The organism is Salinithrix halophila (genome assembly GCF_042650125.1).
GTDB lineage: Bacteria > Bacillota > Bacilli > Thermoactinomycetales > DSM-45169 > Salinithrix > Salinithrix halophila.
This window is the reverse complement of record NZ_JBHSAP010000018.1, coordinates 518,631-544,879: the sequence shown is the minus strand read 5'-3', so window position 1 is coordinate 544,879 and position 26,249 is coordinate 518,631. Positions and strand designations below refer to the sequence as shown.

General features: G+C 53.1%; 19 protein-coding genes, 2 pseudogenes and 1 riboswitch. Of the genes and pseudogenes, 18 read left to right on the top strand and 3 right to left on the bottom strand.

Annotated elements, in window-relative coordinates:
* Positions 1-102: 102 nt before the first annotated feature.
* Positions 103-912 carry a YqhG family protein gene (locus tag ACFOUO_RS15740; protein WP_380706092.1) on the bottom strand — a complete coding sequence of 270 codons (810 nt, stop codon included), beginning with the start codon at positions 910-912 and terminating at the stop codon, positions 103-105.
* Complete coding sequence (locus tag ACFOUO_RS15735) at positions 893-2,617, bottom strand: DEAD/DEAH box helicase (protein ID WP_380706091.1); 1,725 nt, start codon at positions 2,615-2,617, stop codon at positions 893-895. The genes ACFOUO_RS15740 and ACFOUO_RS15735 overlap by 20 nt, the downstream gene beginning before the upstream one ends.
* A gap of 199 nt (positions 2,618-2,816) precedes the next feature.
* A riboswitch (glycine riboswitch) is annotated at positions 2,817-2,908 on the top strand.
* Between the two features lie 177 nt (positions 2,909-3,085).
* Between ACFOUO_RS15735 and gcvT the strand changes: the two genes are divergently transcribed.
* The 16 genes and pseudogenes from gcvT (at position 3,086) to ACFOUO_RS15655 (ending at position 21,123) form a co-directional block, all read left to right on the top strand.
* Positions 3,086-4,183 (top strand): glycine cleavage system aminomethyltransferase GcvT, encoded by a 1,098-nt coding sequence (gcvT, locus tag ACFOUO_RS15730; RefSeq protein ID WP_380706090.1) that lies wholly within the window; start codon positions 3,086-3,088, stop codon positions 4,181-4,183.
* Between the two features lie 33 nt (positions 4,184-4,216).
* Complete coding sequence (gene gcvPA / locus ACFOUO_RS15725; protein ID WP_380706089.1) at positions 4,217-5,563, top strand: aminomethyl-transferring glycine dehydrogenase subunit GcvPA; 1,347 nt, start codon at positions 4,217-4,219, stop codon at positions 5,561-5,563.
* Complete coding sequence (gcvPB, locus tag ACFOUO_RS15720; RefSeq protein WP_380706088.1) at positions 5,560-7,020, top strand: aminomethyl-transferring glycine dehydrogenase subunit GcvPB; 1,461 nt, start codon at positions 5,560-5,562, stop codon at positions 7,018-7,020. Before gcvPA ends, gcvPB begins: the two co-directional genes overlap by 4 nt.
* A 214-nt stretch (positions 7,021-7,234) precedes the next feature.
* Positions 7,235-7,879, top strand: a complete 645-nt coding sequence (locus tag ACFOUO_RS15715) for a YdbC family protein (protein WP_380706087.1) — start codon at positions 7,235-7,237, stop codon at positions 7,877-7,879.
* Positions 7,880-7,960: 81 nt separating this feature from the next.
* Positions 7,961-8,314: a DUF4870 domain-containing protein gene (locus ACFOUO_RS15710; RefSeq protein WP_380706086.1), complete on the top strand. Its 354-nt coding sequence runs from the start codon at positions 7,961-7,963 to the stop codon at positions 8,312-8,314.
* A 170-nt stretch (positions 8,315-8,484) separates the two neighbouring features.
* The gene (locus ACFOUO_RS15705; RefSeq protein WP_380706085.1) at positions 8,485-10,017 is read left to right on the top strand and encodes an aldehyde dehydrogenase family protein; all 1,533 of its coding nucleotides are present in this window, start codon (positions 8,485-8,487) and stop codon (positions 10,015-10,017) included.
* Positions 10,018-10,038: 21 nt separating this feature from the next.
* The gene (locus tag ACFOUO_RS15700) at positions 10,039-10,416 is read left to right on the top strand and encodes a DUF779 domain-containing protein (protein WP_380706084.1); all 378 of its coding nucleotides are present in this window, start codon (positions 10,039-10,041) and stop codon (positions 10,414-10,416) included.
* Between the two features lie 55 nt (positions 10,417-10,471).
* Positions 10,472-11,671 (top strand): amino acid deaminase/aldolase, encoded by a 1,200-nt coding sequence (locus ACFOUO_RS15695; protein WP_380706083.1) that lies wholly within the window; start codon positions 10,472-10,474, stop codon positions 11,669-11,671.
* Entirely contained in the window at positions 11,659-12,978 is a 1,320-nt protein-coding gene (locus ACFOUO_RS15690; protein ID WP_449329109.1) for a D-arabinono-1,4-lactone oxidase, read from the top strand. The genes ACFOUO_RS15695 and ACFOUO_RS15690 overlap by 13 nt, the downstream gene beginning before the upstream one ends.
* 23 nt (positions 12,979-13,001) lie before the next feature.
* Positions 13,002-13,727 (top strand): annotated as a pseudogene (locus ACFOUO_RS15685) (SDR family NAD(P)-dependent oxidoreductase).
* A gap of 167 nt (positions 13,728-13,894) precedes the next feature.
* Positions 13,895-15,625: a glycoside hydrolase family 3 protein gene (locus ACFOUO_RS15680; protein WP_380706081.1), complete on the top strand. Its 1,731-nt coding sequence runs from the start codon at positions 13,895-13,897 to the stop codon at positions 15,623-15,625.
* Positions 15,626-15,784: 159 nt separating this feature from the next.
* Positions 15,785-16,750, top strand: coding sequence for an NAD-dependent epimerase/dehydratase family protein (locus ACFOUO_RS15675; RefSeq protein ID WP_380706080.1), 966 nt, complete (start codon positions 15,785-15,787; stop codon positions 16,748-16,750).
* A gap of 123 nt (positions 16,751-16,873) precedes the next feature.
* Positions 16,874-17,710 (top strand): lipoate--protein ligase family protein, encoded by an 837-nt coding sequence (locus ACFOUO_RS15670; RefSeq protein ID WP_380706079.1) that lies wholly within the window; start codon positions 16,874-16,876, stop codon positions 17,708-17,710.
* Positions 17,711-17,818: 108 nt separating this feature from the next.
* Positions 17,819-18,292, top strand: a complete 474-nt coding sequence (locus tag ACFOUO_RS15665; RefSeq protein ID WP_380706078.1) for a GNAT family N-acetyltransferase — start codon at positions 17,819-17,821, stop codon at positions 18,290-18,292.
* A 391-nt stretch (positions 18,293-18,683) separates the two neighbouring features.
* Positions 18,684-19,835, top strand: coding sequence for a glutamate 5-kinase (gene proB, locus ACFOUO_RS15660; protein ID WP_380706077.1), 1,152 nt, complete (start codon positions 18,684-18,686; stop codon positions 19,833-19,835).
* 33 nt (positions 19,836-19,868) lie between these two features.
* Positions 19,869-21,123: pseudogene (locus ACFOUO_RS15655) on the top strand (glutamate-5-semialdehyde dehydrogenase).
* Between the two features lie 474 nt (positions 21,124-21,597).
* Here the strand turns inward: ACFOUO_RS15655 and tnpA are convergent.
* A complete protein-coding gene (gene tnpA, locus ACFOUO_RS15650) occupies positions 21,598-22,017 on the bottom strand; it encodes an IS200/IS605 family transposase (RefSeq protein WP_380706076.1) in 420 nt (139 codons plus the stop codon).
* 404 nt (positions 22,018-22,421) lie between these two features.
* Here tnpA and ACFOUO_RS15645 point away from each other — a divergent pair, with 404 nt between their 5' ends.
* Together ACFOUO_RS15645 and ACFOUO_RS15640 are read left to right on the top strand one after the other, a co-directional pair.
* Positions 22,422-24,185: a hypothetical protein gene (locus ACFOUO_RS15645; protein ID WP_380706075.1), complete on the top strand. Its 1,764-nt coding sequence runs from the start codon at positions 22,422-22,424 to the stop codon at positions 24,183-24,185.
* 275 nt (positions 24,186-24,460) lie between these two features.
* A complete protein-coding gene (locus ACFOUO_RS15640; RefSeq protein ID WP_380706074.1) occupies positions 24,461-26,230 on the top strand; it encodes a hypothetical protein in 1,770 nt (589 codons plus the stop codon).
* Positions 26,231-26,249: the final 19 nt, after the last annotated feature.

The following is a 26,249-nucleotide window of genomic DNA, read 5'->3' as shown; positions in this document are numbered from 1 at the left end:
CGATCTGCCAGTTTATAGGCTGTTCCCGACAAATATATGGATTCCAAACACAGCCTTTACATTCCCTTTATAAAAAATCCCGGAGGCTAGCTGCCCTCCGGATTACGTGTCGCTGTCCAGGTAGAAGAGTCCGGCGTTCACCACTTCTACTTCCACACGGGGATGGTATTGCCAGACGGTTTCTCGTAAACGTTGCTTTTTTTCTGTATGAAGTTCATCATTCATGCGCCATTCTTCGGGATAGTAGGCATGGAGTTGGGCTAATTCTTCTTCCAGCCGTTTCTTTGCCTGGACAGCCCAGGAGAGATCTTGATGTTCAATCCAGCCCTGCAGCCAAAATTCCAGTTCTCCGACCGCTTCTGGAACGGTTAGAAGAGGCGGTAGCGTATGCCGCCGGTCAGGTAGCCGGGGTGTCCACTGCTTGTTCTGGATCCGCTGGTGGAATTCTTGGATGATTTCTCCTGTCCGGAGGTGGATTCCCAAGCTAAGGAGTTCATCTTTTTTCCGGTCACAGATAGAAGAGACCTCGTAGTTGACTGCGAGCCAGGGGTCGTAGGGACGGGAGTCGGCCTTCCGAGCCCCCCTGAAAGAATCTTCGTATAATCGGATAAAACGACCATTTTTACGAGCGGAATGGAGCATCTGGTTAAAGCGGGGGGAACCGCAAGTCAGATGCTCTGAACGGACGCCGGGAGGAGCCTTGCCTGGTTTAAAGGTGAATAACAGGGTGGACGGCTGTGGCTCAAAACCCATTTTTTCAACGTACATCCAGTAAAAGGGTCGGTGGATGAGGTCTTTATCAGCTTCCACAGAAAGGCGGCTTTCCATATAATCGGGGTGGTCTTCGATAATTTCGCAGTCATGGGACTTTAGATACCGAAGGGTAAGGGATCTAACTTGGCTGGGTTCCATCCAACAACACTTCCCGTCTGTCGGTTTCAACTTGAACTTCCCGTTGGGTGGAGGTGAACCGGTCTCCCAGTTGGGAAAGGCGCTTTTTAACCTCTTCGTCATCTTGGGATTCCAGCATGATCCGCATCAGGTTTTGTTCGACGTCTTCTTCCAGCTCCATCTGTTCCAAGATGGTTTCCACCTCGCCGATCACAGAGCGGAACATATCGATTTTTTCGTGGAGAAGCCATACGATGTGCTCCTCAATCGTCTCCCGGGTGGCGAAATTGTAGATTGATACATCATGAGTTTGCCCGAGTCGGTGAACACGGCCGATCCGTTGTTCCACCCGCATGGGGTTCCAGGGTAGATCGTAATTGATGATATGGTGGCAAAACTGAAGGTTGATCCCTTCGCCTCCGGCTTCCGTCGCCACCATAACCTGGGCTCGATTCCGGAAGAGTTCCATCATCCAGTCCTTCTTGTTCCGTGCAAAGCCGCCTCGGTAAGGGACCGCATAGATCCCTTGGGCGGATAGGGAACGAAGGAGGAGATCCTGGGTAGCACGGTATTCGGTGAAGATAATCACTTTGTCGTCAATAGACCGGATCAGCCGGATGGCTTCCTCCACCTTAGATTGGCTCTCAACAGACCGGAGCAGCTCTACAAGAGAAGTGACTTCGGGTGAGAGGGTCTCCTTTCCCGCTTCTCCCCTCTTAAATAGTTTGAACAGGGTCAGAAAGGCGGCGTCTCGGCTGCTACACACCTCCCGCTGAAGGGTAATCAGGGAGAGAAGACTTTTCAGGTTTCCCCCGCCGTTTTGATATTGTTCTCGAACAAATTGGGAAACCCCATCATAAAGAGCCCGTTCGGCAGGGGAGAGAGTGATGGGAATGGTCTGTACGTTCCGTTTAGTGAAAACGATATGACCGTCGCTTCGTTTGTTGCGGATCATTACCCGTTGTACTTCCTCTTTGAGCTGGTCTTCGTTTTTAGGTTTGCGTTTACCCGCCACGTAGTTGGAACTGAAGGCAGCATGTTGTCCGAGGTGACCGGGTTTCAAAAGGGTGACCAGGTTATACAGTTCGTGGAGGTCGTTTTGGACGGGGGTGGCGGTGAGTAGAAGGGCATACTTCTTTTTTACTTCATTGATGAATTGCCAGTTCTTTGTCCGGCGATTCTTCAGCTTGTGCGCTTCATCCACGATTAAAAAATCGTAGTGCCGACTGAGAACTTTGGAACGGTGCGGTTCCCGTTTGGCCGTATCGATGGAGGCGACGAGGATATCGTATTGATCCCACATCCATTCTTTCTTTTGGGCAACCGCAGGGATCTGGAATTTTTGGTTCAGTTCTCTTGTCCATTGAAGCACAAGAGAAGAAGGAACAAGAATGAGGGCATTTTTCACCGTTCCTCTTACCATGTATTCCTTTAGGATCAGACCGGCTTCGATGGTTTTTCCGAGCCCGACTTCGTCAGCGAGGATGGCTCGTCCTCTCATTTCCTCTAAGACGCGGTGAGTGGTTTCGATCTGATGGGGAAGAGGGGTGAAGCCCATGATATGTTCCAGGCAGCGGAGGGTGTTGAAGTCCGGGACCCGCTGGAGGTCAGCGGCTTCCAAAGCCAACTTGAACCGTTCCCATGTGGTCCAGCCGCTGTCCTCTTCGATGTGGCGCTGAAAGTCGTTTAACCATCTACGATCCATGCGGATGGGTACCGAATCCATTCCGGACACCTCCCGAAGGTAGGGATTGATTTCCATAGTAGTATGGTTGACGAAAGGGAGGTTTATGTGAACCCTTACCTATGATGTGGGGAAGATCGAAATCCGGCAGGAAAGTCTGCCGTTTTTTGTTTTGTACGAAGGTATCGAAATAGGGAGAGAGTTGTGGCACAATGAAAAGGAAAATCCCTGGTTTCGGCGGTTGATGGCGGGAGGAGAGACCACATCCATGTGGCGCCGAAGGAGCAAGCCCATCCGGGTGAATCTCTCAGGCAAAAGGAGGCCCGCCGGACGTTCCTCTGGAAAGCGCTGCACGACAAGGCCACCCAAGGGGCAATCCCGAATTGTTCGGGTCTAACTCTCAGGTCATCGGACAGGGGTCATCAGATCGGGGAACCTTTCACTCAGGCTGCCGGTTGTCCAAGGCGGATCGGTGGTACACTGAGTTCTAATCGTATGGAGGTGGAAATCGTGGCCGAATTGAAAAGGACGTCGCTGTATCCGTGTTATAAGGATATGGCCAAACTGGTTCCCTTTGGTGGCTGGGAGTTGCCGGTCCAGTTTTCAGGGATCAAGGCAGAACACGAAGCCGTCCGCACCCGGGCTGGGCTCTTCGATGTTTCTCATATGGGCGAAGTGGAAATCAGCGGTCCGGACGCTTATGCCCTGGTGCAGCGGTTGACCACCAACGACCTGTCTAAAGCCAAAATCGGGCAAGCTCAGTACACGGTGATGTGCTACCCTGACGGCGGGACGGTGGATGATCTGTTGGTCTATAAAAAGGGGGAAGAATCCTACCTTTTGGTGATCAACGCGGCCAATACGGAGAAAGATGTCGAATGGGTAGAGAAACACGCCTCCGGGGACGTCGAGGTGAAAAACGTTTCTGATGAAACGGCCCAGCTCGCCCTGCAAGGACCCCTGGCGGAAACGGTGCTGCAACGGCTGACGGAAGCAGACTTGTCGCAGATCAAACTGTTCCGTTTTAAAGACGATGTAGAAATTGCCGGGGTCCGTGGTCTGATCTCTCGTACGGGCTATACGGGAGAGGACGGATTTGAGATATACTTGCCGGCGGAAGATGCTCCTGTCCTCTGGACCCGGATTCTGGCGGAAGGGGAAGTGGAAGGCGTGATCCCCTGCGGTCTTGGCGCCCGGGACACCCTTCGCTTTGAAGCGCGTCTGGCCCTATATGGCAATGAGCTATCCGCCAGCATCAGCCCCATCGAAGCTGGACTCGGTTTTGCTGTTAAACCGGAAAAAGGGGAGTTTATCGGTAGGGATGTATTGGCCCGGCAAAAAGCAGACGGAGCTCCCCGCAAGCTGGTTGGCTTAGAGATGACGGGCCGGGGGATTCCTCGCTCCCATTATCCTGTCTTCAAGGGGGAGGAAGAGATCGGGGTCGTCACCAGCGGAACCCAGTCTCCCACCCTGAAAAAAAACGTGGGACTCGCCTTGGTGAAGCGTGAGCACGCTGTTGTCGGGACGGAACTAGACGTGGAAATCCGCGGTAAGCGGGTCGCCGCCACGATCGTGCCCACGCCTTTCTACAAGCGATCCAAAGCTTGAGCCGATAAGCGTTATTTTCAGAGGAGGAGACTGATGAAATATCGATATCTGCCCATGACGGAACAAGACCGGCATGAGATGTTGTCTGTGCTCGGAATCGATTCCGTCGACGATCTGTTTCGTGACATTCCGGAAAATATTCGGTTTCAAGGACGATTGTCGGTGCCGGAACCTCTGTCCGAGACCGCACTGACAAGGCATATGGCCCGTTTGGCTGGCCAAAACGCATCCTTTGACCGGTATCCTACTTTTTTAGGCGCAGGGACCTATGAACATCATATTCCCAGCGTAGTCAACCACTTGATCTCCCGATCCGAATTTTATACGGCTTATACCCCCTACCAACCGGAGATCAGCCAGGGGGAACTGCAGGCAATTTTTGAATTCCAGACGATGATCTGCGAGCTGACAGGGATGGAAGTGGCCAACTCGTCGATGTATGACGGACCGACAGCCCTCGCTGAGGCAGCAGGCGTTGCTTCATCCGTTTCCGGGAAGAGGAAGATTCTCGTATCGAGAGCGGTTCATCCCGAAGCCCGTCAAATCTTGGCTGCTCAAGCTAAAGGCTTGGGTTTGGAAGTGGTCGAGATCCCCTGCACGGATGGGACGACGGATCTGGATCGATTGGATCAAGCGTCAGATGGAGATACCGCTGGGGTGATCATTCAATCCCCCAACTTTTTCGGCAATCTTGAAGAGCTGTCTCGGATCGAGCCCATTGCTCATAAGCATAAGGGTTTGTTCGTCGTTAGCGCGAACCCGGTTTCCCTGGGCCTCCTAAAGCCGCCGGGAGAATTCGGTGCCGACATCGTGGTTGGGGATGCACAGCCATTCGGCATTTCGGCACAGTTCGGCGGTCCCCACTGCGGATATTTTGCCGTAACCCGGAAACTGATGCGGAAAGTTCCGGGCCGAATCGTTGGTCAGACGGTAGACGAGGAAGGGGTGCGGGGATTTGTTCTCACTCTCCAGGCACGGGAGCAACACATTCGCCGGGAGAAAGCAACTTCCAACATCTGTTCCAACCAGGCGCTTAACGCCCTTGCCGCCGCCGTCCATATGACGGCTCTCGGCAAAGAGGGTCTAAAAGAGCTAGCCCTTCTCAACCTTTCCAAGGCCCATTACACAAAAGAACGTCTCAGCCGGGTGCCTGGAGTGGAACCTTGCTTCAGTCGCCCCTTCTTCAATGAATTCGCGTTACGGCTTCCCAACCCGGTAAAAGAAGTCAACAGCAAACTTCTCGCGGGCGGAATCATCGGCGGGTATGACCTGGGCCGCGATTATCCGGAGCTGGAAGGCTCTGTGTTGCTTGTGGTCACTGAGATGCGGACCAAAGAAGAGATTGAAGATTTGGCCGGGGTACTGGAGGGATTGGCATGAGCGACGGAAAGCAACTGATCTTTGAAATGAGCAAGCCGGGCCGAGCGGCATACAGCCTGCCGGAGTGGGATGTACCGGAAGCAGATCCGGAAACATGTCTTCCGGAAGAGATGCTCAGGGAGACGCCCGCCGAACTGCCGGAGGTGTCCGAACTAGATCTCGTCCGCCACTTTACCGAACTCTCCCGCCGCAATCACGGGATTGACAACGGGTTTTATCCTTTGGGCTCCTGTACGATGAAATACAATCCCAAAGTGCACGAAGATGTGGTTCGCTATCCTGGTTTTGCGAAAATCCATCCCTATCAGTCTGAGGAATCCGTTCAGGGAGCGCTTCAGTTGATGTATGAACTGCAACAGGATTTGGCCGAAATCACCGGGATGGACCGTGTCACCCTACAGCCCGCTGCCGGGGCCCAGGGGGAATGGACGGGCCTGATGATGATCCGAGCCTATCACGAAACTCGTGGAGAAATGAAGCGGGACAAAGTGATCGTTCCCGACTCTGCTCACGGCACCAACCCCGCTAGCGCTACCGTAGCCGGGTTTAAAGCGGTGACGGTGAAGTCTAATGATGAAGGGCTGGTCAGTGTAGCCGACCTGAAGGAAGTCGTCGGTGATGATACCGCCGCCTTGATGTTGACGAATCCCAACACCCTAGGCCTTTTTGAGCGGGAGATCAAGGAGATCGCCGATATTGTTCACGAAGCGGGAGGGCTCCTTTATTATGACGGGGCCAACGCCAACGCGATTCTAGGTAAAACGCGTCCCGGGGACATGGGTTTCGACGTCGTACACCTCAATCTGCATAAAACCTTTACAACTCCCCACGGGGGCGGCGGTCCCGGCTCCGGACCCGTTGGTGTGAAAGACGTGCTAGCTCCCTTTCTCCCAGCGCCTCTGGTGGGCAAAAAGGAAGATGGTTATGGCTTCGATTATGATATTCCTCAGTCCATCGGTCGGGTAAAAGCGTATCATGGAAACTTTGGGATGTTGGTTCGCGCCTATGCTTATATCCGGACGATGGGTCCCGATGGTCTGCGCTTGGTGGCTGAGAATGCCGTGCTCAATGCCAATTACTTGATGAAGAAGCTGGAACCTCACTTTGAGGTTCCCTATAGCCAGCACTGTAAGCATGAGTTTGTCCTCTCAGGGAACCGTCAGAAAAAACAGGGCGTTCGTACCTTGGATATGGCCAAACGCTTGCTCGATTTCGGGATTCACCCGCCGACCGTCTATTTTCCTCTGATCGTGGAAGAGTGCATGATGATTGAACCGACGGAAACGGAATCGAAGGAGACGCTGGACCATTTTGTTGACGTGATGGCGAAACTGGCCAAAGAAGCGGAAGAGCAACCTGAAGTGATTCAGGAGGCCCCCCATCATACGTTGGTAAAGCGCCTGGATGAAGTTACTGCTGCTCGTAAGCCTGTTGTTCGTTGGGAAAAGGGAAAATAACCGACTAGAAAAGCCCCTGCTGAAAACGGGGCTTTTCAGGTTGGATGGTAGAAAAAAAGGAATACGGAAAAGGAGTTAAAGAAAGGAATCCAGGGTTTGAAGCCAAGGGGGAAAGGGTAGACAGAAAGAAAGGGAACCGGGCCAAGCGTGCGGCATCCCGTGCTTATGATAGGGTCGCTATGAACTCTGATGGGCCAACAGTGGAACAGGCGGGATGGCAATGCTGGTGAAATGGATTCTCTGTGATGTCCGAAGGGAAAAGAGAACCTTGTTTTCCCGTGCTCAAACGAGCTGGAACGCATTGAGGTATATCGAGGGTTTTTTAGGGCAGGTGGGCGGTTGGAATGTCAATCGGCCCTGGGAGGCCTGTGTGATGGGCTTCTGGAAGGATTCCCAATCCTTCCAGCGTTTTATGATTGATTTTCACGACCGGATCTTTGAAGGAAGCGCTCAAGCAGAGACTTATGATTCTATCCGGATTGCTCTTTCTCTTAAGGTTGAAGAAATGAAAGGGGAAGAAAAAAATCTCTACACAGCCCTCCGGCAAGGTGAATTCCTACGTGTCAGCGATATGGCAACCCGGGTCGGAGGAGATCTGAATGTTGCCAAAGAACAGCGTGAAGTATGGAATCCTGCGCTGAGTAATGCCCAAGGGATGCTGAGAGGGATTTTCTCCAGGGAATTGGAGCACCGGGAGCGGTATCTGGTCACTAGCATATGGCAGGATGAATCATCCCTGCAAGGGTTTCACGATCAGCAGATTCCCCGCTTGCGGGAACGGTTGGATTACCGGCGGGATCTGGAACAATTCGTGAGTCGAACGGTTCGTCTGAACAGTCGATGGCGGGTGTTGCCATGATGGATCCCCACCAGTCGGCATAGAGATAATGTTATGGGTTATCCATACAGATGGGTTATCAATTAGAGGGGGAAAGAGAAAATGAATGAAGACATCCAAGAGAAACAAGCGCGCACGTGGGGAATGTTGTGCCATTTGAGTGCCATCGTGGGGTATCTGGTGCTTCCCCTCGGCCATATCATCGGGCCTCTCGTGGTGTGGTTGATCAAAAAAGACGAACACCCCTTTGTCGATCAACAGGGGAAGGAATCGCTCAATTTTCAGCTCTCCATGACCCTTTATTTCCTGGTCGCGTGTGTCCTGCTGTTGCTTCTGATCGGATTTATTCTGGTTCCAGTCATCTACCTTACGGGCCTCGTCCTAACGATTATCGCCTCGGTTCGAGCCAACGAGGGTACTCCGTATCGGTATCCTCTGACCATTCGGTTTCTGTAAGCACAAAAATTCCCCTTAAAACCCGTCGACCCGGATATGGGCCGACGGGTTTTTTGTAAATTCTGTTTGAAAGAAGGGAACCACTTCCAGTTTGTTGAAAAGATGAACAGAAAGGGTGTGTTTTCGGATCCCCTTTGGATTCCCACTTTTTTTGAGGAGGAATGTTAGGGATGAGCGTAACCTTGGCTGGCTACAAAAAGCCAAACACCGACGGAAGTCTAGTGCATTACAAAAAACAGTACGAGAATTTCATCGGCGGTGAGTGGGTGGCCCCTTTGGGCGGGGAGTACTTTGACAATCCGTCGCCTGTCGATGGGAAGGTATTTACCCGTGTGGCCCGCTCCAAAAAAGAGGATATCGAACTAGCGATCCGAAAGGCACACGAAGCCAAGGAAAAATGGGCGAATACCCCGACGGCTGAGCGAAGCCGTATCCTTCTGAAAATGGCGGATGTATTGGAAGAAAACAGCGAGCGGCTGGCAGTGTCGGAAACCTGGGATAATGGGAAACCGATCAGAGAAGCGTTGGCCGCAGACCTGCCGCTTGCCATTGACCATTTCCGTTATTTTGCCGGGGTCATCCGCGGAGAGGAAGGCGGAGTATCGGAGATCGATGCCCAAACCGTTTCGATGCATATTAAGGAACCGATCGGGGTGGTCGGCCAGATTATCCCCTGGAATTTCCCGCTCCTGATGGCTGTATGGAAAATGGCTCCTGCCCTGGCGGCGGGCAATTGCGTTGTCCTAAAACCGGCGGAACAAACCCCGGCGACTATTCTTCTTTTTGCGGAGCTGATCGCAGACATCCTGCCACCCGGGGTCTTCAACATCGTCAACGGTTTCGGACCGGAAGCGGGACAACCCCTGGCCACTTCACCGGATATCGGTAAGATCGCCTTCACTGGAGAGACGACTACTGGGCGGCTGATCATGCAGTTTGCATCGGAAAACATTAAGCCCGTGACCCTGGAGCTTGGCGGGAAATCCCCTAATATTTTCACCGAAAGCGTGCTCGCAAAGGAAGACGCTTTCTTTGATAAAGCCGTGGAAGGATTTACGATGTTCGCACTCAACCAAGGGGAGGTTTGTACTTGTCCTTCCAGGGCCTTGATCCAGGAGTCGATCTATGAAGCCTTTATGGAGAAGGCGCTGGATCGGGTACACAAAATCAAACTGGGCGATCCGCTGGACCCTGCTACGATGATGGGAGCTCAGGCCTCGGAGGATCAATTTCAAAAGATTATGAGCTACCTGGATATCGGTAAACAGGAAGGGGCCAAAGTGTTGGCTGGCGGTGAAGCCTTCCATAACGAAGCTTATCCCGATGGATTTTATATGAGGCCAACGGTTTTCGAAGGGACTAACAAGATGCGGATTTTCCAGGAGGAGATTTTTGGTCCGGTGGTTTCTGTCGCTACTTTCAAAGATGAGGCGGAGATGGTGGAGATCGCCAATGACACCTTATACGGCCTTGGCGCGGGACTGTGGACCCGGGACGCACACCAGGCTTATCAGGTGGCCCGCAAGATAGAAGCCGGTCGGATCTGGGTCAACTGTTACCACCAGTATCCCGCCCATGCTGCCTTCGGGGGATACAAACACTCCGGAATCGGAAGGGAAACCCACAAAATGATGCTGGAGCATTATCAGCAGACAAAAAACCTCCTGATATCCTATGATCAAAACCCTGTTGGGCTGTTTTAAGCCTGAAAGGAGGGAAATGGAATGGAACGTGTCCCCCGCGTCCTTGTCACCGAAGGGGCGAAGGAAGTGATCGATCAATTGCGGGCCGAACACGGTGAGCTGATGTTCCACCAGAGCGGAGGCTGCTGTGACGGATCCTCCCCGATGTGTTTTAAGCAAGGTCAATTCCGGACGGGATTGTCGGATGTCCGGCTGGGGGAAATTGTTGGGTGCCCTTTTTACATGTCACGTTCGCAGTTTGAATATTGGAAGCATACCCAGCTGACGGTGGATATCACCAAGGGGAGAGGGGCTTCCTTCTCCCTGGAAATCCCTCTAGGCATCCGGTTCCTAATCCGATCCCGCCCCTTTACCGAAGAAGAGGTGAAAAACCTCGCTCCCATCGAAACGGCTTCGTAAGGAAAAATCCTGTAAAACCCGCCAACGGCGGGTTTTATTGCAAAGGAGCGGAGCGATGATGGAGGATTATCAGTATCAGAAATATCGGGCGGCCTTGGTAGGGTATTCCCTACCGCTGGCATTTCTGGATCTTGATCGGATGGAAGAAAACATCGGGTTCATTTTGAAGGAGGCAGGGAAAAAACGGATTCGCATTGCCAGTAAATCCATCCGTTGTGTGCCCCTGATCCGGCATATCTTAGAATCGGGCGATCGCTTTCAAGGAGTCATGTGTTTTTCTGTCCCTGAGGCGCTCTTTTTAAGCGAAGAACACGGGCTGGACGATTTACTGGTTGCTTATCCCGCTTGGGATGCCTCTTCACTAATGCGGGTGGGTGGGGAGCTGGCCAGTGGGAAGCGGATCACCCTCATGGTGGACTGCGTCGAGCACGTAAGCCGCTTAGACGCGATCGCTCAGGGAACAGATTGGGTTTTTCCGGTTTGCATCGATATGGATCTTTCCGTCTCCTGGCCCGGGCTTCACTTTGGCGTCCGTCGCTCTCCCCTTCGTTCCCTGGAGGCTTTCTTGGAATTGGCCCGATTTATAGGAGAATCCCCCCGGGTGGAACTGGAAGGGGTGATGGGTTATGAGGCTCAGGTGGCGGGTGTTGGCGATTGGGTACCGGGAAAGCCGCTTCGAAACGGGATCGTTCGGCTTTTGAAGCAACATTCGATCCGCCGGATTGCCAGGCAGCGGAGGGATTGGCTCAAAGCTTTAAAGGATAGGGGGATAAAACCTCGTTTTGTCAACGGTGGTGGAACTGGCAGCCTGAGGGAAACCGCTCGGGAGGATATCGTTACGGAAGTGACGGCAGGTTCCGGTTTTTTCACCTCCGTTCTGTTTGACCACTATCGTGGATTCCATGGAAAACCGGCAGCGGGATTCGCTCTGGAGGTCACCCGTAAGCCCGCTTCCGGGATCGTCACGTGTGCCGGGGGTGGATATCCAGCTTCTGGGGCAGCGGGGAGGGACCGCTTACCGACACCCTGGCTACCGGAGGGGCTGAAGCTTCTTCCTTCTGAAGGTGCGGGGGAGGTTCAGACTCCGGTCTGTGGTTCAGGTGCCCTCAACCTGGATCTAGGGGATCCGATTTTGTTTCGGCATGCCAAGGCGGGAGAGATGTGTGAACGTTTCCATGAAATTCTGATCATATCCTCGGGCCGCGTGGTGGATCGTTACCCCACCTATCGGGGAGAAGGGAAGTGTTTTCTGTGAACACGTCTGTCCGAAGGGCCACCTGGACGAATTGGGCTGGCTCCGTCTGTTGTATGCCTTCAGACATCATTCGCCCGAGTACCCCCGATGAAGCTGTGGAGTTGGTACGCCGTGCCGCTTCGAGGGGCCAAACGCTGCGGGCGGTTGGCTCCGGTCATTCTTTTACCCCGTTGGCGGAAACCGATCAGGTCCTGGTTTCATTGGATGGCATCCAGGGCCTGATCGGGATCGATGCGGGCGCCCGCCGGGCATCAGTCCGTGCTGGAACGAAGCTGGCCGCCTTGGGAATCGCCTTGGAAGAAGGGGGATGGGCGATGGAAAATATGGGGGATATCGATGCCCAGACGATTGCGGGAGCCGTCAGTACGGGTACGCATGGAACCGGTATTCGCTTTGGCACTTTGTCGGATCAGGTGGAAGGCGTCACACTGGTGACCGCCGAAGGGGAGATCATCACTTGTTCACCGGATACAAAGCCGGATTGGCTTCAGGGAGCGCGCCTCTCTCTCGGGGCCCTCGGCCTGATCATCGGGGTGGATCTGCGTGTCCGTCCCCGCTATCTGCTCCGCATGGAAAGCCGCAGAATGGGATTGGAAGAGGTGTTGGCGTCCCTGGACCACTATAAGAGGGAGCACCGGCATTTCGAGTTTTTCTGGTTTCCTTATACAGATAGTGTCCAGGCGAAATTTCTCGATGAGACAAAAGTGCCTTCCAAGGGGCGGAGGTGGTGGGGTTCTTTCAGTCGAACGGTATTGGAAAATGGGGTCTACTGGTGCTTGTCGGAAAGTGCTCGTTACCAACCCCGCCTCTGTGCGGCAGTGAGCCGGATTTCAGCCCGCGGGATTCCGACGGTGAAAGAGATAGGGATGAGCCGGCGGGTATTCGTGACCCCTCGGAAGGTCCGTTTCTGTGAAATGGAGTACAGTATTCCCGCAGACGCCCTTCCCGATGTTCTCAGGGAGATGAAGGTTCGGATTGAGGAGGAGCGCCATAGTGTCCATTTTCCTGTGGAGTGCCGATTCGTCAGAGGGGAAGACATCTGGTTGAGCCCAGCATACGGAAGGGATTCTGCCTATGTGGCTGTCCATATGTACAAGGGGATGGAGTGGCGATCGTATTTTCGGGCTATGGAGGAGATCTTTCTACGTTACGAGGGGCGACCTCACTGGGGAAAGATGCACAGTCTGGAAGCACGGGATTTGGAGAAGCTTTACCCCCGGTGGCAGGATTTTCAGTATCTGCGTGAGCATCTTGATCCCAGGGGCTTGTTTCTTAACCCGTACTTAAAGAGGATTTTCGGCGTGTAATGAAGTGAACCGCGAAGTACTCCATGATAGAGCTACCAACGTTTCCTCCACAGGCTTCTAGACGGATTCGATCCATGAAAGGGGGAGAACCATTGAACACGCTTGATCTGTTCTGTTTAAACGGAAAGACGGCCATCATCACTGGGGGTGGCCGAGGTTTGGGAAGAACGTTTGCCGAAGCCTTGTCAGAGGCGGGCACCAAGGTGGTGCTCTGCTCTCAAAAAAAGAAGCTTGTCAAGAGGTCCGTTCATCCATCGCAGCGAATGGAGGTGAGGCACTGTCTTTTTCTTGCGATGTCACGATCCGGCTGATGTGGAGAATGTGGTTCGGGGAACCTGTAAACCTTTCGGCGGGATTGACATCCTGTCAACAACAGTGGAACGACTTGGGGAGCCCTGCCGGAAGAGATGCTTCTGGACCAATTTGAGAAGGTGATGGATGTCAATGTCAAAGGAACGTTCCTGATGTCCCAGGCAGCGGGGAAAGTCATGATCGCACAGGAACATGGCGGCTGTATTGTCAATAACGCTTCAGTTTCCGGTCTGGTGGGTGGGCGTCCCGGCTATATGCAGACAGTCGGCTATAACGCCAGCAAAGGGGCGGTGATCAATATGACCCGCGACCTGGCTACCAGTTGGGCCCGTTACAACATCCGGGTAAACGCCATCGCACCAGCTGGTTCCCCGCCAAGATGTCCCAGGGGCTTCTGGAACGGTACGGCGAAGAGCTCAGCGCTGACATTCCGATGAATCGCTTGGGCCGGATCGATGAATTAAAAGGGGCATATCACAGGGCAAACCATGGTGGTCGATGGGGGAGTTACGTCGTGGTAGCGCCACCTATTCACGTAATATTCGTTCTTTTCTAACCGGTTGGCCTTAAAATAGAATAGGGGGAAGAGGGGAGGAGGTCGCCCATGAAGCTGAAGGAAAGGATTACAGTCGTCCTGGTCCTGGCGGTATCCATTTCGCTCCTGTTAGGGGTACCTGCCGGGGCGGAGGGTGGGAGGAAGGAAAAGGTGAACATCCATAAGCTGTTGAAAAAGATGTCCCTGGAGGAGAAAGTTGGCCAGATGATCATGGTCGGCTTCAAAGGAAGTGAACCCTCTGAAGACATCCGGCACCTAATCCAGGATGTTCACGCGGGGAATGTGATCCTGTTCGCCTGGTCGGAAAATGTCAAAGATCCGGTACAGACCGCCCAGTTGAACAATGGCCTGCAGACCTATGCAGAAAACACCCGCCTTAAGATTCCACTGTTGATCGCCACAGACCAAGAGGGCGGAGTGGTCGCCCGGATGACGACAGGGGCGACGGAACTGCCCGGCAATATGGCCCTTGGAGCCGGTCGGGATCGATGGGGAGCCTATGAGGCAGCGGCCCTTACGGCAGCGGAATTGAAAGCCGTTGGAATCAATATGAATTTGGCGCCGGACGTGGACGTGAATGTGAACCCTGATAACCCGGTGATCGGGGTCCGCTCCTTCGGGGAGGATCCGCAACTGGTGGCTAGGATGGGAGTGGCGGCGATCCGGGGCTACCAATGGAACGGGGTAGTGGCTACGGCGAAGCATTTTCCAGGCCATGGGGATACCGACGTGGATTCTCATCTGGGACTCCCGGTGATCGACAAATCCCGGGAAGAACTGGAGCGTGTCGAGTTGGTTCCCTTTAAAAGGGCGATCCGTAGCAGAATCGATGCCATTATGACCGCCCACATCCACGTACCGGCCCTAGATGACACACCGAAGCTGCCAGCCACACTTTCTAAGCCGATCTTAACCGGTCTCCTGCGCAAGGAAATGGGATATCGGGGGATCATCATTACCGATTCGATGACGATGGCGGGAGTGGCCGACTACTTCGGCGGTGTGCCGAAGGCAGCGGTGAAAGCGGTCGAGGCAGGGGCTGATGTGGTGTTGTTGACGCCGGAGCTGACAACGGAGAAACAACGCGAGGTATATAACGAATTGCTGAAAGCAGTCCGATCCGGTGAAATCTCTGAAAAGCGCTTGGATCAGTCGGTGAAACGTATTCTGAAGGCGAAAGTGAAATATAGGTTGTTCACTGAGCGCCAGGTGGATGTGGGAAAAGTAGCCGAGCGCGTAGGAACCCCTGAACATCGGGAAAAGGCGGCGAAATTGGCACGGAAATCGATCACGTTGGTCCAAAACAAAAACGGCTTACTCCCCCTAAAAATGGACCCCAGTGAGAAGCTTGGAATCATCAGCTCTTACTCTCTTAAAGAGGATACAGTTCCCTACCATGCCAACCTTACCGAGCTTCGCTATCGACAAATGAATCCAACCGACCGGGAAATTACCGAAGCGGTGGAAGTGGCTAAAGGGCAGGATGTACTGATCGTCGGCACCTACTCTTCCAGCCTTTATCCGAAGCAAGTAAAACTCGTCAAGGAATTGCAAAAGTTGGGCAAACCAATGACCGTCATCGCTTTCCGAAACCCCTACGACCTAAAGGATTACCCGGATGTAGACGCTTATGTCGCTGCATACGGCTTCCGTTCCGTCTCGCTGAAAGCAGCGGTGGATACCCTATTCGGAGCTAATCGGCCTGCCGGCAAGCTACCGGTGACCATCCCGGATCTGTACCCCTATGGACATGGATTAACCTACGGGGACTGCGACTGATAACCCGCCATTAAGGAGGCGCCTCTGGCGCTTTTTTTGTTGTAGGCGAATAGGGAAATTGCTCAACCGGAGAAGAGGGGCGGGATGGTAGACTAAAAAAGTAGAGGGAAGGGGAGTGCGAGCCCTTTTTTTACCGTGATCATCCAAGGAGGGGTGCATTTGCGTACATTGGTCACTGGAGGCACCGGGTTCTTGGGGTGCCGTCTAGTTGGGAAATTGTTGGAGAAGGGGCATGACGTATCTGTTCTTTACCGGTCTGAGGAAAAGAGGGCACGCCTGCCGGAAGGGGTGAAGGGGGTACGGGGAGATGTGTTGGAACCGGATTCCCTTGCCGGTTGTTGTGAGGGAATGGATACGGTTTTTCATGTTGCGGGTGAGGTGGCATGGGGACGGCGTCTCCGTTCCCGGATGATGGAGGTGAACGTTCATGGGACGAAACATATCGTTGCCGAGGCGTTACGGGCGGGGGTGAAGCGGTTTGTCCATACCAGCTCAGCGGCAGCGGTCGGTTTCTCCCCTGATGCCGTTACTGTTGATGAAACTTTCCCTTTCAATGGAGACGCACTGAATAACGGCTATGCGATTGCCAAACGACGGGGAGAAGAGGAAGCCCTTCGCGCGGTGGAAAAGGGTCTGTCAGTGGTGGTGGTGAATCCGGCAGTGATTTTGGGGCCGGGCTCCCCTTCCTTTGTCCGGATGGTGGCCGAAGGGAAGCTTTCCGTCGCTCCCGCGGGGGGAATCAGCCTTTGCGGAGTGGAGGACGTCGTGCGCGGCCATATCCTAGCGGCGGAAAAAGGAAGGAGCGGGGAGCGTTACATACTGGGGGGAACCAACTGGGAGATGCGGGAAGCTTTTCAACAGATCGCTGAGGTAGCTGGGACTCCCCGTTCGATCCATCGGATGGGGCGTATGCTTGCCCTGGGGGCAGCCGCACTGGCGGAAATCCAGGGATGGGTGGCCGGTAGGGATGCCGCTTTTGCCTGGGATCTGGGGAGGTTGACCGGATGGTATGCCTGGTATTCTTCCGAAAAGGCGGAACGAGAACTGGGTTATCGGTGTACACCGTTGGAGACTATTCTTCACCCTTTGGTCGGTCCGGAAAATATTATCCGGTCTTCTGGGTAATCCATTTCTCCAACGAAAAGAAGGCGATTTGTCCCTGTATCCTTCCGGCGTTACAATGAGATAGGGAAATATCGCCCGGTACTTGAAAACCTGAGACGTGAAGATAGAGTGGAGGACAGCCTCATGACGACAACCCAATGGCGTTTGCTTGATTCCGGATTGAAAAACAGTGCAGAGAACATGGCGATTGACGAAGCGATCCTGACTGCTCACAGCGAAGGGAAGGTGCCGCCGACCATCCGTTTTTACGGGTGGGACCCGGCCACGCTTTCTATCGGATATTTTCAAAAGGTGCATAAAGAAGTGGATATGGACGCTCTTAAAGAGCGGGGTCTTGGCTTTGTTCGCCGCCCTACGGGGGGACGGGCGGTCCTTCATGATCAAGAACTTACTTACAGTGTGGTGGTCCGAGAGGATTCCCCGGATATGCCTACCTCCGTCACCCAATCTTATCGGGTGATCAGTTCCGGTCTGTTAGAAGGGTTCCGACGTCTCCAGCTGGAGGCGGAAATGGTCCCTCTGGAATCAGAGGAGGAAAAGGCCCAATATGAGTCGATGGGTTCTGCTGCTTGTTTTGATTCTCCTTCCAATTATGAGCTGGTTGTGGAAGGGCGCAAGGTAGCTGGCAGCGCTCAAACCCGGCAACGAGGAGTGATTTTGCAGCATGGCTCGATTCTGCTTCAGCTGGATGTGGATCAATTGTTTGATGTCCTCCGTTTTCCCTCGGAACGGGTGAAGGAGCGGATGAAGAAAGGCTTCCTCACCAAAGCGGTAGCTCTGAACCAACTGCGAGAGGAGCCCGTTACGATGGAAGAGGCCGTAGATGCTTTCGCCTATGGGTTTTCGAAAGGGATGGGAATCCAGCTGGTACGGGGGGAGTTGACGGAGGATGAGAAACGTTTGGCTGAAGACCTGGTGAATTCCCGCTATAGCCGGGATGAGTGGAATTTGAAAAAATAGTGACTGAAATGGATTACCGGTTTTCAATGGGCAGTCCTGGGTATATAATTTCCCGAGTGAAGAATGGCCTAACCCTGTGGGTTAAAAAATCACTCGGGAGGGAAGCGTATGTGGACGATTCGCAAAGCAAAACTGGATGATGCCCCATCCATACGGGAACAGTTGCACAAAGCGTATCGCCCCATTAAAAAGCAGGGTTTCAACATGGAAGCGACCAATGTATCGCTCAGTGCGGTGGAAGAGAGTGTGCTGCGCGACGAAATATATATTCTGTTGAACGATGAGGATGGACAGGTGCAAGGAACGGTGCGCCTAAAAGAAACCGATGGGGATGAAAGCCTGGACCATTTGGGGTGGTTCAGTATCTCTCCGGACCTGAAGGGTCAAGGGCTTGGCAAGATGCTGATGGATTACGCCGAGGAGCATTCCCGTAAACGGGGACGGCGAAGAATTTATCTCGATACCGCAAAGAATCACCCCTGGCTACCGGGATTATATGAAAAATTGGGTTACCGGAAGATTGGCATCACCCGGTGGCCGGGGCAAAATTTCGACGCCGTCCAGTTTGAAAAGGAACTCTGAAGGCATCCTGTAAGTTGTTTCCTCTGTATCGCGATATCGCCCGGTTCAAGGACCGTTTTTTGCTTTTGTGATCGATTACCGGTTGACAAGGAGCCTGTCTTCGGTGCATAATCATACACAATTACAAACGACCGGATAGAAACGCTTGGACGGAGGCCAGTAGGATGGACTAACCGTGCAGAGAGAGCAGAACCCGTCGGCTGAAAGGTTCTGCCGGGACGTCCCTTCGAACCCACCTCCTGATGCGGCCGTTGATGAGACGGAACGGGCTTCCCGCCGTTAGCAGGGAATGCAGCTGATCGCTGCTCAGAGATGGGCACATATTGTGCCAACCAAAGGTGGTACCGCGGAAGAACCCTCTTTCGTCCTTCGACGAAGGAGGGTTTTTGTTATGGTTGAACGGAGGTTAATCGGAATGGACAGACAGACGGTAGTAGTCAAAATCGGGACCTCTTCCCTGACAGATGAGCGAGGACAGTTGGATGAAAACCGTCTCAACCATCATGTGAACGGGGTCTTTCACTTAAGAGAAGCCGGCTTTCGAGTGGTTGTGGTCTCTTCAGGAGCAATCGCAGCTGGCTTTCACGAACTGGGGCTCTCTTCTCGACCGCGGACGCTGGCTGGCAAACAGGCAGCCGCAGCGGTGGGGCAAGGCGCTCTCGTGCAACGGTACCGGGAGCTATTCGCGGCGAAAGGAGCCGGTTGCGCTCAGGTCTTGTTAACTCGAAGTGATTTGGAAAGCCGAGGACGGTACCTGAATGCTTTGGCTACTTTGAACTACCTTCTGGAAAGAGAGGTAGTTCCGGTGATCAATGAAAATGACTCCGTAGCGGTAGACGAAATCCGCTGGGGAGACAATGATACGCTTGCATCCTTGGTGGCAGGCCTGTTGCAAGCGGATTGGCTGCTTCTTGTCACCAACACAAACGGCCTATATACCGACAATCCCCATAAACACCCCGACGCCCGGCCCATCCGCCGTCTGGATCGAATCGATGAAGCGCTTATCCAACAGGTGGACGGAAGTAAGAGCCTTCTCGGAAGCGGCGGGATGCGCTCCAAGCTGGTAGCGGCACGGTTGGCGGCGGAAACCGGGGTGAAGGTCCATATCGGAACTGCCGGGAGCGAGCCGGAGTGGATGCTCCGGGCTGTCCGAGGCAGAGGGGACGGAACGACCATTGAAGCCGCCCCTCGCCATGTGAGCCGCAAACAACAGTGGATTGCCGCCCACTCCACGCCTGCAGGTAGGTTGCAGGTGGACGAGGGTGCGGTTCATGCTTTGCTGGAGAAAGGGGGAAGCCTTCTCCCCTGCGGGATAATAGCGGTGGAAGGCGTGTTTTTCGAAGGCGATATTGTCGAAGTAACGGACCCAAAAGGAATTCCTATCGGACGCGGGGTTACCCGCTATCCCTCGGTGTTGATCGACCAGGTTAAGGGATGGCAGTCGACAACGGTAAAGGGAATTGCTCCCGATGCTCCCGAGGAAGTCATCCACCGGGATGATTGGGTGACCGCCGTTGTAACGGAAAGCAGTTGCAGCTGACAAGATTACCCATGTGAAAGGAGAGAGGGGAAGATGGAACACTCCGATGTACGCAAGAAAGCCTTGGCGGCCCGTTCTTCAGCCCGGAGGCTGGCAGGGGCTGGGGAGACAGAGAAAAACTCCGCTCTGGAGGCGATCGCCGACTCCTTGACTGCCAGTAGGCAGATAATCTTGAAAGAAAATGAAAAAGATTTGTCCGCTGGGGAGAAAGCAGGCCTCTCCCGGGCCTTATTGGACCGGTTGACATTGACGGAAGATCGGCTCATGGATATGGTTGACGGGTTGCGGCAACTCTGCCGGTTGTCCGATCCGGTCGGGGAAGTGCTGGAAACACGAGTGCTTGAAAACGGTCTTCATATCGAAAAAGTGCGTGTCCCTCTCGGAGTGATCGGGATGATTTACGAGGCTAGGCCCAATGTGACGGTTGATGCGGCGGGTCTGGCGCTGAAGACAGGCAACGCAATCGTGCTGCGGGGCAGTTCCTCCGCTTTTTTCTCCAATCGGGCGCTGGTTTGTGTCATCCAGGAAGCGCTGGCAAAGACAGATCTTCCTCCAGAGGCGGTTCAACTGGTGGAAGATCGGGGTCGAGAGGCAGTCCGTGAATTAATGACGGCCAACGGCCTGATCGATGTGATCATCCCCCGGGGGGGAGCCGGTTTGATCCAGCGGGTGGTGAAAGAGTCCACGGTCCCAGTTCTGGAGACTGGGGTGGGCAACTGTCAATCTCTATGTGGATAGCGCGGCGGATCCCGCCATGGCCACCTCCATCGTGGTTAATGCCAAGACGGATCGCCCCGCCGTCTGTAACGCGGCAGAGACCCTCCTCGTTCACCGGGAGTGGGCGAAAGCACACCTATCCAGCTTAGCTAGGGCTCTTTCCGACCGGGGCGTTGAGATTCGGGGTTGTCCTCAGACAAAAGAATGGGTACCGGATGCCCGCAACGCCACTCGGGAAGATTGGGATACGGAATTTCTCGACCTCGTTTTGGCGGTGAAAGTGGTGGATTCCCTGGAGGATGCCTTGCTTCATATCGACAAACATGGTACCCGGCACTCAGAGGCCATTATCACCGGAGACGCCACTGCGGCCCAAGCTTTCTTAACAGGAGTGGATGCTGCAGCCGTCTATCATAACGCCTCCACACGGTTTACCGACGGCGGTCAGTTCGGATTTGGCGCGGAGATCGGGATCAGTACCCAGAAGCTTCATGCCAGGGGCCCGATGGGGTTGAAGGAGATGACCTCGTATCAGTACCGGATCCATGGTTCTGGCCAGGTGCGCGTTTGACCGCTGACTGGATTCGCATCCATGAACCTCCCCCTCTTACGCTAACGCTAAGAAGTGGGGGTTTCTTACCATCAGAACCAAAAAGCTCTCACGTATCGAAGGGTTTGCCTCCCATACTCAAATCGACCGACTCGGAAAGCCCTTTTGGATTCCTAAGTAAGCAACAGGCACGAATCGTACCTGGGTCGGAACAGACCATCTACTACTTCTCGCTCAGGCGATCCGTAGATACGTTTGCTTCGTGGAAACATCGAGATGCTGGATCTCTCCATGAAGCGATTTGGCTAAAATATTCCTCTGGTCGCTTTTTGTAGCTCGGTTTTTGATATCCATTTTCCATGGTCGCGATTATGTTGTCTTGATAATTGCAGACATTCGTTCCAAACAAGAGCGGATTCACGGTTACAGGCAAAGAGGCGATTCACATCGGATAGGGAGGCAACAAAATGTACTTTCTTCGCTCGAAGCATCGTTTCACCTCGCTTTCTGTCCTTGTGATTGGATGTATTTTTTGATGATGTCTATTGGAGCCCCGCCTGTTGTCAATAAGCAGAAGCTTCTCGACCAAAAAGATTCTTTCCATCGCTTTTTCCGGATGTCTGGAAACTCCTTTTTCAACAAGCGGGAAGAAGCCCTTTTGTAAGCATTGATAAACCGGGATAATTCCGAATTTGGATGTCCTTTGAACAAGATATGGACATGATCTTGCTCGTGATTCCATTCTTGTAGCGTGATATTGTATTTGGATGCGATGTACTCAAAGATTTCCTTTGCACGACGAGAGATAGGATCATCCAGTACTTTCTTTCGATATTTGATCACGAGGACTAAGTGGTAGTACATCAAGAATACTGAATGGTTGTTGCTATCCAATTTCCTATTTATATCAACCATTTCATCACCTAATACTGATGATAGATCCGGTGAATCATAAAGGCAACCATGATTCTACTAAGTGGTCAGACTAGCGAGAGGGGTAAAAAGCACCCCTCCCTCGTCTGACGCGCCATTCATCTCACCGCTTGTAGAAGTGGGAGACTTCTGGCGCAGGTTTGTTAAAAAATGAGGAAGAAAAACAGACACCATCTCGGTGTCTGTTTTTTTAGGACGCTATACGGTGAAAGTGGTTTACCCCGGAGGGTTGACGAGGGTGCTTTGGGTATTGTGTAATTTTCATTGGTGTTTATCAAAATTCCTTGATTTTTGTTTTTTGGGCGTCTACGATGAAAGATATTACAGATATTTTATTATTGTTTTTGTGAAGAGACACGTGACACCGAGAATGGAGGGAAGCGTCTATGATACGGGAACGGAGGCGCCAAGTCCGATATTATGAGCGGTTTCAAGTGGAAGATGCACTTACATTTTTTAACGGACAGCTGATCCAAGCCCGCTCGCCCGACGGGGCGAGAGTTTTACTGCAGGAGATCAAACTCGTGCGCCCGCTGCCTCCGGGGGCGCAGGAAATGCTCGGCTTCATCCATCATCCCCATCTCCTGTCCGTGCTGGATGTGATCGTAGAACAGGATGTGGTGGTTCTGGTCCACCCGATTTTCTCGGGGGAACCACTCCCCCTGGTGGTTAACCGAGAACAGCCGATGCCCCCGTCGCAGGCGGTGAACCTCTTCCGTAAACTAATCCAGACCCAGGCTGATCTCGCTGAATTTTCGATTCCAATGTGGACCACCTTGGATCCGCGAAACATCTGCCTCTACGATGATGAACCCTTCGTTCTTTTCTGCGGCTTAAAAAATTTTACGACCCAACCAAAGGAGGACCAGCGGAAAAGTCTGCTTTATTTTTTGCTGGCTGGAGAACACCCCAAGAATGTCATGTACCGACGGCAGGATTTAAGTAAATCGATCCGGAAGGTTCCGCCACCGATCCGCCATCTAGCCTTGGATATCCTAAACCATGACGATTCTTTGGATGAGATTTTGCGAAAGACAGATGAAACCCTATCACAGCTACCGCAAAAAATGAAGGCTTCTTCCCGGTCGAACCGGTATAAACGCCGTTTGAGCCCGGCGGCGACAGCTGCAGCGTCCCTGCTGATCCTTGGGGCTTCGGCAGGGACTTACTCCGCCGCAACGAGTGGCATTCTCTCTGAGGAAGTACAACCCGCTGAGGGGCCGCAGAAACCAGAGGTACAGGAAACATTCCAATTCAACAAGGAAGAGGTTGCTGTAAGGAAACTGAGTGAAAAAGTACCTTTTTCGGCCCGAATTGAAGGGGAAGTAATCCGACAAACGGCCAGCCCTTTCTCCGTGAGGCTGGCTTCCCCGGACGGCACTTCTTGCGGGATCAACGTGGATAAACAGGGGAAGGTCCGTCTCTTTCAGCATCAGGACGAAAATCTCCATGAATTGCAACAATCAGACGATTCGTTCCGGATGAAGGCGGGAAGAGCTTATCGGGTGGAGCTCCTCTACTTTTCGGGTGACCCCCTGCGTATTTCGGTCGAAGATCGGGAGAACAACCAAAAATGGGTAGCTGTTGGAACGATTCCTCTGGATAAGGGAGGCCGTGTAGAGGTAGAAGGCTCGAAAGGGACGGTATTCCGGTCTGCTCAGGTAACTGCCGTGGCGAGGGAAGACAAAGCAAAGCAGAAATGGATGGACTCCCAGCGCTGGAAATTGCTTTCCGGCGAGGGTACCCTTGATAAGGAGCGCTTTTTTCTTGACGGGAATGCCATCATCAAAGCAAGAAGCGGGCGAGACACCGATTTCGCATTCCGCCGAGATCAGGGGTATACGGGAGATCCCCTTAAGCTACAGTTGGAAAGTGCCGATGGAAGCCGTTACTATGTTGTCTGGGGAAAGGATAAGAGGCTGGTTCTCTACCGGGAAGGTGAGGAGGAGAAAGCATTGGCCGAAACGAAACTGGGCTGGACCCCTGACCGGAAGACGGATGTTTCCGTTCTTACACAGGGGAGTCTTCTTACCGTCAGATTGAACCAGGACACGCAGAGCCAATCCCTGGAGTACTCCCATTCAGAACCTATTACCATTCGCAACACGACGATAACCAGCCAGTCGGATCTGGAGTTGTCGAGCCATTAATCTTTATCGGATGGCCGGGGATTTCTCCCGGCCTTCTTTGTAAACCGACCGTGTCACCGGCTGACCGAATTTGGCTGGATTTGGAACCGGTTCGATTTGTTATTCGAAAAAAAGACGGAGGGGCCCCGCTTTTTTTTCCCAGACGCTGTCGAAATACGTGGATGTGTGTCATAATAAGACGTAGGCTAAAGATACCAACTTCTATCTTTTTTCTGGATAGTCCACATACGCTTTTTGATTGATTGTTCGCAGATTTCGTTTAGGAGGAAAGTTGAATGAGGTCCATCGGTAAGATGAAGGGCCGGTATTATGAAAGGTTCCAGGTGGAAGACGTCCTGACCTTTTTTTCCGGCCAGCTGGTGTCGGCGAAATCGCCGGACGGAACGCAGGTCTTCCTGCAGGAAGTTTCTCTGACCAAACCACTGCCACCCGGTTCGAAGGAGATACTGACCCGCTTGAAGAACGAGCATTTGGCTCCGATTCTGGATGTGATGGAGGAGAAGGACAGGGTCGTGTTGATCCACCCGCCTCTCGGGGGTGAACCCCTTTCCCTGCTGATCCAGCCGCGGCAGGGAATGAAGCCGGATCGCGCCTTAAATGTTTACCGGCAACTGTTGCGGACGGCGGTACGTCTCTCTGAGCTTCCGCTGCCGCTCTTCACCACATTGGACCCCCGAAACATCATTATGGAGGGTGACCGGCCCTTCGTTCTTTTCGTCAGCTTCGAAAAGTTCAGTAAACAACAGGCTGATGAAAAATGGCGTTTCCTGCTTCATTTCCTGCTAACCGGTTTCCGTTTGGAAGCTCGTCCTGACAAACCGGAAGCGGAAAAGAGCATTCGGGAATTGCCTGGACCGATGAAAGACTTGGTGATCCGGGCGATGGATCCGAAGGAGTCCATGAAAAGTGTGTTGGAAGCGGCGGAAAAAGTGGTTCCCCCACCGGCTCAACCGGTGAAAAAGAAGAGAGGGGTTGCCCGTAGGAAAATTCTTTTTCCCGGAGTTATCGCGGTAATCGCTATTTTTGGCATCGTCATCGGTTTTCAACTCTTCGGCGAACAAGGAGATGCCGTCGCAGATGAGGAGAAGGCGGAAGCCTTACTCGCTAAGCCTGGTGGAAGCGCCCGATTCGACAATGTGGTTTTTCAACGGGAGAAGCCGCGTATTCAGTCCCTCCCTCCCTCGGTTCAGGGTTCCTTCCGAGTTACGGGTGAGCTTTCCCAGTCTTCCAACAAGCCCTTCAGTATCTCCCTGGTTTCCGAAAACGTCGAATCGGATTTCGGCTTCCGTTTGGATGACAAAGGGACGATCCATCTCTTTCAATACGTCAACGGGGAAACCTTTGAATTGGCAAAATCTAAGGGTCAGCTCAGAATCGATCCGAAAAAGAGTTACATCATTGAAATCTATTATGTTCCCAACAGCCCTTTCCGGGTGGCGGTGACCGAAAAAGGCACAAACAACAAATGGGTAGCATTAGGTAACGTGCCGATGGATTCCAGTTTCAAGGTGGATCTGGAAGGCCAGCAGGGAACCACCTTCAATAAGCCTGGGGTTAGCAAGTTTGAAAAGGAAGAAGATGTAGTCAACCAATGGATGGGACAATATCCTTGGGTTCTGGTGGATGGTTCGGGGGTCATTCGCGGAAAGGAATTTGAATTGGATTCCAACGCCCGTGTGGATTTGCGGAAAGGGGAGGAGTCTTTTGCCTTCAAAAGGCCTACTGGCTACAAAGAAGATCCTCTCAAGATGGAATTGGAAAACGCGGATGGCAGCCGGTATCAGTTTAACTGGACGAAAGACGGAAAGATGGAACTGGTCCGACTGGACTATAACACGGAACAGCTAGGAGTTGACTGGGTGGATGGAAAGTGGGTGCCAGACCAGGAAACGAAGGTTTCCATCGTAGGCACTTCCCAAGAATTTTCGGTCGGGATTGCCCAAGACGCTCTTCGGAATCAAGTTTTGACCCAACCGGATAAGCCTGTGTCCATTCGGAACGTTTCGATCCTCAGCCAGTCCGGTTTGAAGCTGATTAGTGAGTAGGTTTCATGCAATTTTTCCC

Coding starts and splice junctions, on each gene's coding strand:
- ACFOUO_RS15665 (WP_380706078.1), top strand. CDS start 17,819: ATGTGGACGATTCGCAAAGCAAAACTGGATGATGCCCCATCCATACGG.
- ACFOUO_RS15735 (WP_380706091.1), bottom strand. CDS start 2,617: ATGGATTCGGTACCCATCCGCATGGATCGTAGATGGTTAAACGACTTT.
- ACFOUO_RS15645 (WP_380706075.1), top strand. CDS start 22,422: ATGATACGGGAACGGAGGCGCCAAGTCCGATATTATGAGCGGTTTCAA.
- ACFOUO_RS15695 (WP_380706083.1), top strand. CDS start 10,472: ATGATGGAGGATTATCAGTATCAGAAATATCGGGCGGCCTTGGTAGGG.
- ACFOUO_RS15640 (WP_380706074.1), top strand. CDS start 24,461: ATGAGGTCCATCGGTAAGATGAAGGGCCGGTATTATGAAAGGTTCCAG.
- ACFOUO_RS15705 (WP_380706085.1), top strand. CDS start 8,485: ATGAGCGTAACCTTGGCTGGCTACAAAAAGCCAAACACCGACGGAAGT.
- ACFOUO_RS15710 (WP_380706086.1), top strand. CDS start 7,961: ATGAATGAAGACATCCAAGAGAAACAAGCGCGCACGTGGGGAATGTTG.
- tnpA (WP_380706076.1), bottom strand. CDS start 22,017: ATGGTTGATATAAATAGGAAATTGGATAGCAACAACCATTCAGTATTC.
- ACFOUO_RS15670 (WP_380706079.1), top strand. CDS start 16,874: ATGACGACAACCCAATGGCGTTTGCTTGATTCCGGATTGAAAAACAGT.
- gcvPA (WP_380706089.1), top strand. CDS start 4,217: ATGAAATATCGATATCTGCCCATGACGGAACAAGACCGGCATGAGATG.
- gcvPB (WP_380706088.1), top strand. CDS start 5,560: ATGAGCGACGGAAAGCAACTGATCTTTGAAATGAGCAAGCCGGGCCGA.
- ACFOUO_RS15680 (WP_380706081.1), top strand. CDS start 13,895: ATGAAGCTGAAGGAAAGGATTACAGTCGTCCTGGTCCTGGCGGTATCC.
- ACFOUO_RS15700 (WP_380706084.1), top strand. CDS start 10,039: ATGGAACGTGTCCCCCGCGTCCTTGTCACCGAAGGGGCGAAGGAAGTG.
- ACFOUO_RS15740 (WP_380706092.1), bottom strand. CDS start 912: ATGGAACCCAGCCAAGTTAGATCCCTTACCCTTCGGTATCTAAAGTCC.
- ACFOUO_RS15715 (WP_380706087.1), top strand. CDS start 7,235: ATGGCAATGCTGGTGAAATGGATTCTCTGTGATGTCCGAAGGGAAAAG.
- proB (WP_380706077.1), top strand. CDS start 18,684: ATGGTTGAACGGAGGTTAATCGGAATGGACAGACAGACGGTAGTAGTC.